Genomic DNA, 12,574 nt, shown 5'->3' on the forward strand with positions numbered 1-12,574 from the left:
GCGGTGGGGTGAGACGGGGTGGGGTGGAACGCAAGGGGCGGGGCGGGACGGCGGGCGAGGTCGGCGGGGCCTGACGGTCACGGCAAGCTGGGGTGGGACGGACGGACACCGTGTGCAAGCCGTTCCCGCGGACGAAGCCGGCGCGGCAGGACCGGTCACCGCGCGCGACGCCGGCGCGACCGGGCGGACACAGCCAACGGGGTCGGCCAGGCGGGACGGGCAGGCGGGACGGGCATCGCGAACGAACCGTCCTCGCGAACGAAATCGACGCGGCCACAGCAGTCGCACGATCACCGCAAGCGGGGGCGGCCGGGCGAGGCGGGCACCGCGAACGAAGTCGGCACGGCCCGAACGTCACCGCGGCCGCACAGTCGCAGCGAGCCGGGCCGGCTGCCGTCTCACCTGGACGGGCGTGACCGGCCGCTCAAGGCAATCGGCGATCAGTTGTTCCAGGTCTCGTCGTACGGGTCGGACGGGGTCGGTACCGGCTTGGCCGCGGTGACCTGGAGGTAGGGGATGGGGCGGCCGTTGACCGCGTCCTTGGTGCGCTTGGCGGTGTAGGTGCCGGTGACCTGCAACCAGCCGTCCGGCTTGAGGACGGGCGGGACCTGCCCCGTCAGGCCGATCTTGACCGGCTGCGCGTCCGCTGCACAGCAGTTGAGGGCCATGCGGACCAGGTAGGGCGCACCGGAGTGGTCCAGGGCGACGAACCCGGTGATGGTGATCGGCCGCCCGGCAAGCCCCTTGCCGTGCTCGTAGACCGCCCGCCCCGCGTAGTCGGCCAGCCCCAGACGCAGCGGGCCGGACGCGGGGAGCTTCTGATAGCCGTACGCCTGCTGAAGTGCCGTACCCGTGCGCATCGCGCTGTAGGAGCCGAGGGCCGGCGGGGCGACGAGGATGAGGGCGAACAGGGGAAGGACCAGCAGCCAGGAGACGCGCGGTTCACGATGGACGTGCGCCCCCTCCTTATTGGCCCCCTCCTCATGAGCCCCATCGTGACGGGCCCCCTCCTCATGCGGCTCCTCCCCGTGGTGCTCCTTCCGCTTCGCGTCGGCCCGCCACTCGTACCAGGCCGTCGCCACCGCCGTCACGATCAGCACGACCCCCGCCGCCAGGACCAGCGGACGCAACCCCGCCTTGACGTACCGCAGGTAGAGGTCGGTGAGGCCCGCGTGCAGGAGGGCCGCGCCGAGGACGAACAGGATCGCGGACTGTGCCTGCCGGTTCACAGCAGCACCCACCCGGTCAGGACCGAGCCCACGATCGCCAGCGCGAGGGTGGCGGGGGCGAAGCGCAGGGCGAAGGCGCGGCCGAAGGTGCCGGTCTGCATCGCGAACAGCTTGAGGTCGATCATCGGGCCGACGACCAGGAAGGTCAGCCGCGCGGTCAGCGAGAACTGGGTGAGCGAGGCGGCCACGAACGCGTCCGCCTCCGAGCAGATCGACAGCACCACGGCCAGCCCGGCGAGGGCCAGCACGGCGATCACCGGGTTCTCCGCCGCCGTACGCAACCACGTCTGCGGGACCACCGCCTTCAGCGTGGCCGCCGCCATCGCGCCCACGACCAGGAAGCCGCCCGCGTGCACCACGTCGTGCCGCACCGAGCCCCAGAAGGCGGCACCCTTGCCCTGGCCCTCGTAGGCGTGCCGGGCCGGCGCCTTGATCAGGTCGGCGCGGCCCAGGCGCAGCCACAGCCAGCCCATCGCGCAGGCCACCAGCAGGCTCCCGACCAGGCGAGCCACCACCATCTCGGGATTGCGCGGGAAGGCCACCGCGGTCGCCGTCAGCACGATCGGGTTGACCGCCGGGGCGGAGAGCAGGAAGGCGAGGGCCGCCGCCGGGGTGACACCGCGCCGCACCAGCGCGCCGGCCACCGGCACGGACGCGCACTCGCAGCCCGGCAGCACCGCGCCCGCCACCCCGGCCACCGGCACCGCGAGAACGGGGTTGCTCGGCAGCGCGCGGGCGAAGAACGACGGCGGCACGAACACCGCGATCGCCGCCGACAGCAGCACCCCGAGCACCAGGAAGGGCAGCGCCTGGACGAGCACGGCGACGAACACCGTCATCCAGCTCTGCATCACCGGCGCGCCGAGCGCAGCGCGGATCGGGCCCTGGCAGAGCACCACCAGGAGCATCAACAGGGTCAGCGCGAGGGGGGAGTTGAGCCGCCGGGTCTCCGCGTCCGGCGCACGGGACGGCGCCGGGGAGGGTGCCGGGGGCGACTCCGGCCGGAGCTCCTCGCCGGTGTCCCGCGGCTGCGGGGGTGCTTTGGTGACGGCCACGGCCGGGATCCCTCCGGTGGTGAAATGCTGGCTTCCCCACCGGTGCGTACGGGGCAACGGGTCCGATTGCTCAGTGTGCGCGGCGTTTTGGGGATTTCTTGGGAGTTCACAGGAGCGTCAGGACCCGGTCGTGGCACCACTCGCCCCGGTGAGGCAGTCTTCTCCCTCGTGGGGAGCGTTCCGAACCAGGGTCCCGGGGTGCCGGGCGACACGGCCGCGCACATGGTGGTGTGCGGGGACGACGGGCTCGCGCACCGGTTGGCGGCCGAACTCAGAGGGGTCTACGGCGAGCAGGTCACGCTGGTCGTACCGGCCTCCGAACGGTCCGTCCGGCCACCGGTGGTGGTGCGGACCAGGGCCGCGTCCGCGCTGCTCGACCGAGTGGTGACCGCGGCGGTCGGCCTGACCGGCAACGGGACCGCAGGGGGCAACGGGGGCGCCGGGGGCAGCGGGGGCCACGGCAGCCCCGCGCACTCGAGCGGCGCCGGTGGTGGTGACCCCCGGGGTGGCGTACGGCTGATGGAGGCCGCCGAGCCCAGCGAGGCCGCGCTGGCCGAGGCGGGGGTGGAGCGGGCGGACGCGCTCGCCCTCGTGTACGACGACGACGAGACCAACATCCGCGCCGCCCTCACCGCCCGCCGGCTCAACCCCCGGCTGCGGCTGGTCCTGCGGCTCTACAACCGCCGCCTCGGCCAGCACATCGAGGCACTCCTCGACCAGGCCGCCGCGTTGGCCGCCGGGAGCACGGACGGCGACTCGGCCGACGGCTCCGGCTTCGACGCCTCCACCACCGTGCTCTCCGACGCCGACACCGCCGCGCCGGCGCTGGCCGCCACCGCCCTCACCGGCACCAGCAAGGTGCTCCAGACCGGCGGACTGCTGCTGCGCGCGGTCGAACGGCCGCCCGCCGGGGCCGGGGTGAGCGCCGCACCGGGTCTCGCCACGCTCGCCCTGCTCTCGCCGGCCGACCCCACCGACACCACCGGACCCGGCGGACCCGGCGGACCCGGCGGTGACCAGGGACCGACGCTGCTGCCGGACGCGGCTGCGGTACGGGACGGTGGCGAGCGCACGACCGTCGTGCTGGAGCAGGTCTCCTACGCGGGACCCGCGCTGCCCGACGGCCGGGGTGTGATGCCCTGGTTCGCCTCCCTGTTCTCGCGGCGGCTGCGGTGGTCGCTGGCCGGCATGGTGGGGTGTGTGGTCGCGCTCGCCGTCGCGCTGTGGCTGGTGACCGGGATCCATCCGCTGCGCGCCTTCTATCTGACCCTGCTCGATCTGTTCGCGATCGACGACCCCGCGATCGGACAGTCCGTCGGGAGGCAGGTCCTCCAACTCCTGTCCGGATTAGCCGGACTGCTCCTCCTCCCGGTGCTGCTCGCGGCGGTCCTGGAGGCGCTCGGCACCTTCCGCACGGTCTCCTCCCTGCGCAAACCGCCCCGCGGCCTCGGTGGACATGTGGTGCTCCTCGGGCTCGGCAAGATCGGCACCCGTGTGCTGACCCGGCTGCGGGAACTGAACATCCCGGTGGTCTGCGTCGAGTCCGACCCCGAGGCCCGCGGACTCGCCACGGCCCGCCGGCTGCGGGTGCCGGTGGTCCTCGGGGACGTCACCCAGGAGGGGGTCCTGGAGGCCGCCAAGATCCACCGCGCGCACGCGCTCCTCGCGGTGACCAGCGCGGACACCACGAATCTGGAGGCCGTGCTGTACGCGCGGGCCGTTCGACCCGACCTGCGGGTGGTGCTCCGCCTGTACGACGACGACTTCGCGACAGCGGTGTACCGGACCCTGCGGGCCGCGCACCCCGGTGCCTCGACGCGGAGCCGGAGCGTGTCGCACCTCGCGGCGCCCGCGTTCGCCGGAGCGATGATGGGGCGGCAGATCCTGGGGGCCTTCCCCGTCGAACGGCGGGTGCTGCTGTTCGCGGCGGTGGAGGTCGGCGGGCATCCGCAGCTGGAGGGGAAGACGGTCGGGGAGGCGTTCCGGGCCGGGTCCTGGCGGGTGCTGGCCCGGGAGGAGTCCGGGGACGCACCGGGGCTGACGTGGGACCTGCCCGACACGTATGTGCTTCAGCCGTCGGACCGGGTGGTGCTGGCGGCGACCCGGCGGGGGCTGGCGGAGTTGCTGGGGCGGCGCGGGCGGGAGCGGTCGGGAACGTAGGTGTGCGCGAGCGTCGTGCCGGGTCGGGTCGGGTCGGGTCGTGGTGCGACTGCGGGCGGGTGGGGGCTGGTCGCGCCCCGCGGCGGAGCCGCTGTTTGGCACAGCCCCGCGCCCCTCGGGGGGTACCGCTCGGCCAACTTCGACTGCATCCACTCAGGGGCGCGGGGCTGTGACATAAGCGGCTCCGCCGCGTGGGCGCGACCAGCCCCCACGCACCCGCGGACGAAACTCCTCCCCGCTACCCCAAATGCCTCGCCGCGAAGTCCAGTTCCAGCTTCACCTGCTTGATCCGCTCGTCCACCACCAGTGAGCCGTGGCCCGCGTCGTAGCGGTACACCTCGTGCACCGCGCCGCGGGACTCCAGCCGCTTCACGTAGTTGTCGACCTGGCGGATCGGGCACCGGGGGTCGTTCACCCCCGCCGAGATGTACACCGGCGCCTTCACCTGGTCGACGTAGGTCAGGGGCGACGACGCCTCGAACCGCTCCGGCACCTCCTCCGGTGTGCCGCCGAGGAGCGTCCGGTCCATCGCCTTCAGCGCCTCCATCTCGTCGTGGTACGCCGTGACGTAGTCGGCGACGGGCACCGCCGCGATGCCCAGGGTCCACGCCTCCGGCTGGGTGCCGAGGCCGAGGAGGGTGAGGTACCCGCCCCAGGAGCCGCCGGTCAGGACGAGCCGCGCGGGGTCGGCGAGGCCGGAGGCCACGGCCCATTCCCGCACCGCCGCGATGTCCTCCAGCTCGATGAGACCGACCCGGTGCTTGAGCGCGTCGGTCCACTCCCGCCCGTACCCCGTGGAGCCGCGGTAGTTGACCCGCACGACCGCGTACCCGTGGTCCACCCAGGCCGCGGGGCCCGCCGCGAACGCGTCGCTGTCGTGCCAGGTCGGGCCGCCGTGGATGTCGAAGACCGTCGGCAGCGGCCCGCTCGCCCCGGCGGGCTTCTGGACGAGGGCGTGGATACGGCCGCCCGGGCCCTCCACCCACACGTCCTCCACCGGCACCGAGCCGGGGGACTTCAGGCCCGGCGGGTCGAGCACCACCTGCCCGGTCGTGGAGCGCACCGCAGACGGCTCGGCGGCCGAGGACCACAGGTACTCCACGCTGCCGTCGGGCCGGGCCGTCGCCCCGGACACCGAGCCGGGCGGGGTCGGGACCTTCTCGAGGGTGCCGCTCGCCAGGTCGTACCGGAAGAGCTCGCTGCGCGCCTCGAAGCTGTGCACGATGAGCAGGCCGGTGCCGTCCGGGTACCACTCCGCGCCCACGTCTCCGGGCAGGTCCAGGTCGAGGTCGGTCTCCTCGGACGTGGCGACGTCCCACACCAGCGGCTCCCAACGACCGCGCCGCTGGTGGCCGATGAGCAGCCGGCTGTCGCCGACGACCGGCGCGAAGCCGAGGACCTCCAGGCCCAGTTCCTCGCTGCCGCCCTTGGTGTCGTCGAGTTCGGCGACCGCGGTGCCGTCGGGGCGGACCACGCGCAGCGCGGAGTGCATCGCGTCGCCGTGCTCGGTGTGCTCGATCGCGATCAGCGTGCCGTCGTGGGAGAGGTCACCGACGCCCGCCGACTCGCGGTGCCGGTAGATCTCCACCGGCTCCTCGCCGTCCCGTACGAGATGGATGGAGGTGCCCTCGTCGTCGGTCGAGCGGCCCACGAGCGCCGTACGGCCGTCCCGGCCCAGGGCCAGGCCCGCGGGGTAGGAGGCGTCCAGACCGGGCGCGGCGGGCTCGTCCGGGCCGCCCTCGAAGGGCTGGCGGCGCCAGACGCCGAACTCGTCGCCGTCCTTGTCGTCGAACCACCAGATCCAGGCGCCGTCCGGGGAGAGCACGCCGTCCGTGGTGCCGTTGGGCCGGTCCGTCACCTGGCGCTGCTCGCCGGTGGCTCTGTCCCAGGCGTACAGCTCGTACGTCCCGGTGGCGTTGGACACGAACAAGGAGCGGTCCGGGGCGTCCTCCGCCCAGTCGGGCAGGGACACCCGGGGCGCCCGGAAGCGCTTCTCCCAGTCCGGCATCTCGTTGTTCCGCTCGGCCGCGGCGGACCCGTTGCTCTCAGTCATGACCCCATACTGCCTGCCCTCACAGACAATCCGCAGACGAGGTCCCCAGCCTGTGGAAAACTTCTACCGGCCGCTTACCCGGACCCCTTCCCACCAGGCCCGCGAGCCCGCTCCGGGTCGGTTGTCAGTGGCGGGGTGCAGACTCGTCCCCATGACCGATCTGCGCAAGACCGTGGAGATTTTCTGGGCCTCCGCCGAGGCCCGGGACTGGAGCGCGTTCGCGGACACCCTCGCCGAGGACGTCGTCTACACCCTGCCGCAGACCCGCGAGCGCATCAGCGGGCGGGCGCGGTACACCGAGTTCAACCGGGAGTACCCGGGCGACTGGCACGTGCGGATCGAGCGGATCGTCGCCGAACCGGCCCAGGTCGTCACCTGGACCCACTTCACCGTGGGCCTGGAGGAGATGTACGCCGTCTCGTTCTTCACCGGTGATGCGAGCGGCCGCATATCCGAGGTCACGGACTTCTGGCCGGAGCCGTACGAACCCCCGGCGGGCCGGGACCATCTCACCGAGCGGTACTGACCCCGCGCCCCTTCGCCCCGGGGCGGCCCCGTACCGTGGGAGTGTGTACCGGTTTCTGCTGACGCCCCGCTGGTTCGGCATCAACGTCTTCGTGCTGCTCGCCATCCCGTTCTGCATCTTCATGGGGTCGTGGCAGCTGAGCCGGTTCGAGGACCGGATGACGGAGAGCCGGGAGGCCGAGAAGGCGGTCGTCACGGATGTCCGGGAGACCCCGCGGCCGCTGGCAGAGCTGCTCCCTGTGGACAAGGCGACCTCCGGCAAGCAGGTCACCGCGACCGGGCGGTACGACAAGCAGCTGCTCGTCCCCGACCGGCAGCTGGGCGACCGCCAGGGCTACTACGTGCTGACGCTGCTGCGCACCGACGGCGGCCAGGCCCTTCCCGTGGTCCGCGGCTGGCTGCCGGGCACCCCCGATCCGGCGAAGGTCCCGGCCCCGCCGAAGGGCGAGGTCACCGTCACCGGCGCGCTCCAGGCCTCCGAGACCCCGGGGGACAACGGCGTCAGCGCGCGGGGCGGCCTTCCGGCCGGGCAGACCGCGGCGATCAGCGCGGCCTCGCTGATCAACCTCGTGCCGTACGACGTGTACGACGCGTGGGTCACCCTCAACACCGGTGACTCCGGGATGAAAGCGGTGCCGGCTACCGCGCCCGCCGACAGCGGGCTGGACCTGAAGGCCTTCCAGAACCTCGGCTACACCGGGGAGTGGTTCGTCTTCGCCGGCTTCGTGGTCTTCATGTGGTTCCGGCTGATGCGCCGCGAGGTGGAGTTCCTCCGGGACGCGGAACTGGGGATCGTTCCGGACGACGCACAGCGGGAACAGGCGAGCCAGGAAGAGGGAGAGCGGGGCCAGCCCCAGGAGAAGACGCCCGCCTGAGGAGCGCCTTCCCCGTCACCGCCGTCGCTCTCCGCCCGCCGTCAGGACGATGTGAGCACGCCCGTCCAGTACACGGTCCCCGCGCACGCGTTGGACACCGTCGTGGACATCGTCGGGCCGCCCGCCTCTCCCGTGTTCGTCACCAGGACGCTGCCGTCCACCGTGCCGTCCGCGGTCATCAGCTGGGTGGAGGTCCCGGTGTCGCCGCCGGTGGAGGAGCCCGCGCTGCTGGAGGCGTCCGGCGAGGAGGTGGGATCGGGGGTGGGGTCGGTCGAGGGGTCCGTGGTGGGACAGGTCTCGGACGGCACCCAGGCGAACTTCACGTCGTAGGAGGAACCGGGCTGGAGCAGCAGCTGTGACACCTCCGCCGAGGGGTCGGGCAGTCCGGTCGCCGGGTCGCCGGAGGCATGCCGGAGGGCGCCGATCTTGCTCCCGTCCGCGGCGCCCTGCGGGCTCGCGGTCACGGTGCCGGGACCGCTGACCGTACAGGCCGCGGTGGAGCCGTTGGTGATGTGGAAGGTGCCGTAGACCGTCCCGGAGGCGTCGGGCGCGACGGTGCTCGCCGTCGGCGTGCCCAGCTGCGCCGCCGTACAGGCAGGGGTGTTGGCCGCGGACGTGGCGGACGGGTCGGCGCCGCTGCTCGCACCGGCGCTCGCACCGGCCGACTTGCCCTTGTCCTCGCCCTTCGTCTGGTCCTTGCCCTTGTCCTCCGTCTTGCCGGCGGAGCCGCCGGAGGTGGACTCGCCGCCGTCCTGGTGCTTGCCGTCGCCCGCGCCGCCCTGCATCTGGGAGGTGTGCCCGGCGTTGGAGGTGTTGGCGCTGGTATTGGCGGAGGAGACGTGGACGACGGCGGGGATCGCGGTGCCGAAGAAGAGCGCCGCGGCCGCCATGCCGACCAGTGCCTGTCGCTTGCGTGCCCGGCGGGCGGGCACCGCCTTGCGCAGATGCTCCAGCGTGCCGTCCCGCGGCTCCATCTCCTGGACCGCCTGCTGAAGCATCCGTCGCAGTGCCAGCTCGTCCGAGTCGAACTCCCCCGTGGAGCTCAGATCGTCGGGGCCGTGATTCACAGTTCCGTTCCCAGCGTGCGATTGCGTGTGCTCTTGCTGTGCCGCCCACGTCGGCTCGTGCCACTCGTAGGGTTCGTGGCGCCGTTCCTCGGATCCGCTGTCGCCGCTCATGCCGGCGTCTCCATGGCGACGCGCAGCGCGGCGATGCCCCGGGAGCCGTACGCCTTGACGGAGCCCAGCGAGATGCCGAGCGCGTCGGCGACCTGGGCCTCGGTCATGTCGGCGAAGTAGCGCAGGACCAGCACCTCGCGCTGGCGGCGCTGGAGGCCCTTCATGGCCTTGATCAGCGAGTCGCGCTCCAGCTGGTCGTAGGCCCCCTCCTCGGCGCTCGCCATGTCGGGCATCGGCTTGGACAGCAGCTTCAGTCCGAGGATGCGCCGGCGCAGGGCCGAGCGGGAGAGGTTGACGACCGTCTGACGCAGGTAGGCGAGCGTCTTCTCCGGGTCGCGGACGCGTTTGCGCGCCGAGTGGACGCGGATGAAGGCCTCCTGGACGACGTCCTCGCAGGAGGCGGTGTCGTCGAGCAGGAGGGCGGCGAGACCCAGCAGCGAGCGGTAGTGCGCCCGGTAGGTCTCGGTCAGGTGGTCGACGGTGGTCCCGGCTGCCGCCGCTTCCTCGGCGCCGTCGCGCTGACTGGGTATGCGGGCGGGCCGCGCTGCGGGCATGGGCGCGATCACCGGCATGCCACCGGGCGCCCCGGGCCTGCGGGGCCGGAGGACAGCCGCGCCCCTCGGCGCGGCAGGGAAGTCGAGTACCTGAGCCACGCCAGTTGGACACGCTCACCCCCGTGAGGGTTGTACGCGCCTGACCGTCTTCTCTCAGGCAGCACAACTGACCGTGCGTCAAACGCGCTCATGCCTACCCGCTCTTCCCCTGTGTCCTGATGGAGCGAGGCGTCCCCACGCCTCGTCGCGCATCCCGCACCCCCTGAAAGGGCGTTCGCAAAGACGCTCCCCGCCCTTCGCGCGGTTGCGGAGAGCGGGGAGGAAAATCTTCGGACGCCCGGGCGCCGGGATCAAGTGGTACGGACTATTGGTCGCACCACATGTCGCCCACAGATCCTACAAAGCGTTTCGGCCATGGCCAGGACTTTTTCCGAGCGCACACCTGCCCACGGTCACCCGAACTCGGCCGCCACCAGCTCCGCGATCTGCGCGGTGTTGAGCGCGGCACCCTTGCGGAGGTTGTCTCCGCACACGAAGAGTTCGAGCGCCGTCGGGTCGTCGAGGGCCCGCCGGACCCGCCCGACCCAGGTGGGATCGGTGCCCACGACATCGGCGGGGGTGGGGAACTCACCGGCCTCCGGATCGTCGAAGAGGACGACCCCGGGGGCGGTCGCGAGGATCTCGCGCGCCTTGCGGACGGTGACCTCGCCCTCGAAGCGGGCGTGCACGGTGAGGGAGTGCACGGTGACGACCGGGACCCGCACACAGGTCACGGCGACCGGAAGCGCGGGCAGCCCGAGGATCTTGCGGGTCTCGTCCCGCACCTTCATCTCCTCCGAGGACCAGCCGTCCTCGCGCAGCGACCCGGCCCACGGCACGACGTTCAGCGCGACCGGCTCCGGGAACGGCCCGGTGTGGTCGCCGACGGCCCGCCGCACATCGCCGGGGTGCGTGCCGAGCTCGGTGCCGGCGACCAGGGACAGCTGCCGGCGCAGGGTCTCCACCCCGGCCCGCCCGGCCCCGCTCACGGCCTGGTAGCTGGACACCACCAGCTCCCGCAGCCCGAACTCGGCGTGCAGCGCGCCCAGGGCCACGATCATGGAGAGGGTCGTGCAGTTGGGGTTGGCGATGATCCCGCGCGGCCGCATCCGGGCTGCGTGCGGATTGACCTCGGGGACGACGAGGGGCACGTCGGTGTCCATCCGGAAGGCTCCGGAGTTGTCCACGACGACGGCACCGCGCGCGGCGGCCACCGGCGCCCACTGGGCGGCCACCTCGTCGGGTACGTCGAACATGGCGACGTCGACCCCGTCGAAGGCCTCCTCCGACAGGGCGATCACCTCGACCTGCTCCCCGCGCACGGCCAGCTTGCGGCCTGCCGAGCGCGGGGAGGCGATCAGTCGGATCTCGCCCCAGATGTCCGCGTGCTGGGACAGGATCTGGAGCATGACCGTGCCGACGGCCCCGGTCGCGCCTACGACCGCGAGCGTCGGACGTACGGTCATCGGCCGGTGCCTCCGTAGACCACGGCCTCGTCGCTGTCGGAGTCGAGGCCGAAGGCGCTGTGGACGGCGCGGACGGCTTCGTTGACGTCGTCGGCGCGGGTGACGACCGAGATGCGGATCTCGGAGGTCGAGATCAGCTCGATGTTCACGCCCGCGTCGGACAGGGCGGTGAAGAAGTCCGCCGTGACGCCCGGGTTGGTCTTCATGCCCGCGCCGACCAGGGAGATCTTGCCGATCTGGTCGTCGTAGCGCAGCGAGTCGAAGCCGATGCCGGACTTGTTCTTCTCCAGGGCGTCGATGGCCTTGCGGCCCTCGGCCTTGGGAAGCGTGAACGAGATGTCCGTCAGCCCGGTGGAGGCGGCGGAGACGTTCTGCACGATCATGTCGATGTTGATCTCGGCGTCCGCGATCGTGCGGAAGATGACCGCGGCCTCACCCGGCTTGTCCGGCACGCCGACGACCGTGATCTTGGCCTCGGAGGTGTCGTGCGCGACACCGGAGATGATGGCCTGCTCCACCTGCTTGTCCCCTTGCTCGATCGGCTCACTGCTGACCCAGGTGCCCTGAAGCCCGCTGAAGCTGGACCGGACGTGGATCGGGATGTTGTAGCGGCGCGCGTACTCCACACAGCGGTGGAGCAGCACCTTCGAACCGGAGGCGGCGAGCTCCAGCATGTCCTCGAAGGAGATCCAGTCGATCTTCTTCGCCTTCTTCACCACGCGCGGGTCGGCGGTGAACACGCCGTCGACGTCGGTGTAGATCTCGCAGACCTCGGCGTCGAGGGCGGCCGCGAGGGCGACGGCGGTGGTGTCGGAGCCACCGCGGCCGAGCGTGGTGATGTCCTTCTTGTCCTGGCTGACGCCCTGGAAGCCGGCGACGATGGCGATGTTGCCCTTGTCCAGCGACTCCCGGATACGGCCCGGCGTGACGTCGATGATCCGGGCTTTGTTGTGGACCGAGTCGGTGATGACGCCGGCCTGGCTGCCGGTGAAGGACTGGGCCTCGTGGCCCAGGTTTTTGATCGCCATGGCCAGCAGTGCCATGGAGATACGCTCTCCGGCGGTCAGCAGCATGTCGAACTCACGCCCGGCGGGCATCGGAGATACCTGCTCGGCGAGATCGATCAGCTCGTCCGTCGTGTCGCCCATCGCGGAAACGACGACGACCACCTGGTGGCCGTTCTTCTTCGCTTCGACGATTCGCTTGGCGACGCGCTTGATGCCCTCGGCATCGGCTACGGAGGAGCCTCCGTACTTCTGCACGACAAGGCCCACGTGCGCTCCTCGCTCAGTCCGTTTGTGTCGGCTCAGTTTAACGAGCGTCCGGTTTCCACCTCTGCGGTATCGCATCGTGAGATTCGGACGCCCAGGTCAGCGCATGCCCAATTCGGCACCCCGGGAAAAGTGCACCGCGTCACACGCCCGGCTTCACACCGATGTG

The 12,574-nt window shown here is 71.9% G+C and carries 10 protein-coding genes; 3 read left to right on the forward strand and 7 right to left on the reverse strand.

Annotation, left to right across the window (positions count from 1 at the left end; all coding sequences use genetic code 11):
* Window positions 1-440: 440 nt before the first annotated feature.
* Window positions 441-1,229, reverse strand: a complete 789-nt coding sequence (locus IF54_RS0117720; protein ID WP_030319644.1) for a TIGR03943 family putative permease subunit — start codon at window positions 1,227-1,229, stop codon at window positions 441-443.
* Entirely contained in the window at window positions 1,226-2,284 is a 1,059-nt protein-coding gene (locus IF54_RS0117725) for a permease (protein WP_030319646.1), read from the reverse strand. Before IF54_RS0117725 ends, IF54_RS0117720 begins: the two co-directional genes overlap by 4 nt.
* A 222-nt stretch (window positions 2,285-2,506) precedes the next feature.
* Between IF54_RS0117725 and IF54_RS0117730 the strand changes: the two genes are divergently transcribed.
* On the forward strand, window positions 2,507-4,444 hold the full coding sequence (locus IF54_RS0117730) for an NAD-binding protein (protein WP_030319651.1): 1,938 nt from the start codon (window positions 2,507-2,509) through the stop codon (window positions 4,442-4,444).
* Window positions 4,445-4,682: 238 nt separating this feature from the next.
* Here the strand turns inward: IF54_RS0117730 and IF54_RS0117735 are convergent, their stop codons facing one another.
* Window positions 4,683-6,497, reverse strand: coding sequence for a prolyl oligopeptidase family serine peptidase (locus tag IF54_RS0117735; protein ID WP_030319654.1), 1,815 nt, complete (start codon window positions 6,495-6,497; stop codon window positions 4,683-4,685).
* Window positions 6,498-6,648: 151 nt separating this feature from the next.
* Here IF54_RS0117735 and IF54_RS0117740 point away from each other — a divergent pair, with 151 nt between their 5' ends.
* Both IF54_RS0117740 and IF54_RS0117745 read left to right on the forward strand, forming a co-directional pair.
* The gene (locus IF54_RS0117740) at window positions 6,649-7,023 is read left to right on the forward strand and encodes a nuclear transport factor 2 family protein (protein WP_030319656.1); all 375 of its coding nucleotides are present in this window, start codon (window positions 6,649-6,651) and stop codon (window positions 7,021-7,023) included.
* Between the two features lie 43 nt (window positions 7,024-7,066).
* Window positions 7,067-7,897, forward strand: coding sequence for an SURF1 family protein (locus IF54_RS0117745; protein WP_030319659.1), 831 nt, complete (start codon window positions 7,067-7,069; stop codon window positions 7,895-7,897).
* A gap of 41 nt (window positions 7,898-7,938) precedes the next feature.
* Here the strand turns inward: IF54_RS0117745 and IF54_RS0117750 are convergent, their stop codons facing one another.
* The 4 genes from IF54_RS0117750 to IF54_RS0117765 form a co-directional block, all read right to left on the reverse strand.
* Complete coding sequence (locus tag IF54_RS0117750; protein WP_030319661.1) at window positions 7,939-8,964, reverse strand: hypothetical protein; 1,026 nt, start codon at window positions 8,962-8,964, stop codon at window positions 7,939-7,941.
* 107 nt (window positions 8,965-9,071) lie between these two features.
* A complete protein-coding gene (locus tag IF54_RS0117755) occupies window positions 9,072-9,728 on the reverse strand; it encodes a SigE family RNA polymerase sigma factor (protein ID WP_078852018.1) in 657 nt (218 codons plus the stop codon).
* A 353-nt stretch (window positions 9,729-10,081) separates the two neighbouring features.
* On the reverse strand, window positions 10,082-11,134 hold the full coding sequence (locus tag IF54_RS0117760) for an aspartate-semialdehyde dehydrogenase (protein WP_030319665.1): 1,053 nt from the start codon (window positions 11,132-11,134) through the stop codon (window positions 10,082-10,084).
* Window positions 11,131-12,408, reverse strand: coding sequence for an aspartate kinase (locus tag IF54_RS0117765; protein ID WP_020134475.1), 1,278 nt, complete (start codon window positions 12,406-12,408; stop codon window positions 11,131-11,133). Before IF54_RS0117765 ends, IF54_RS0117760 begins: the two co-directional genes overlap by 4 nt.
* Window positions 12,409-12,574: the final 166 nt, after the last annotated feature.

It is taken from the genome of Streptomyces sp. NRRL B-3229 (assembly GCF_000719505.1).
GTDB lineage: Bacteria > Actinomycetota > Actinomycetes > Streptomycetales > Streptomycetaceae > Streptomyces > Streptomyces griseorubiginosus.

Coding starts and splice junctions, on each gene's coding strand:
- IF54_RS0117735 (WP_030319654.1), bottom strand. CDS start 6,497: ATGACTGAGAGCAACGGGTCCGCCGCGGCCGAGCGGAACAACGAGATG.
- IF54_RS0117730 (WP_030319651.1), top strand. CDS start 2,507: ATGGTGGTGTGCGGGGACGACGGGCTCGCGCACCGGTTGGCGGCCGAA.
- IF54_RS0117760 (WP_030319665.1), bottom strand. CDS start 11,134: ATGACCGTACGTCCGACGCTCGCGGTCGTAGGCGCGACCGGGGCCGTC.
- IF54_RS0117740 (WP_030319656.1), top strand. CDS start 6,649: ATGACCGATCTGCGCAAGACCGTGGAGATTTTCTGGGCCTCCGCCGAG.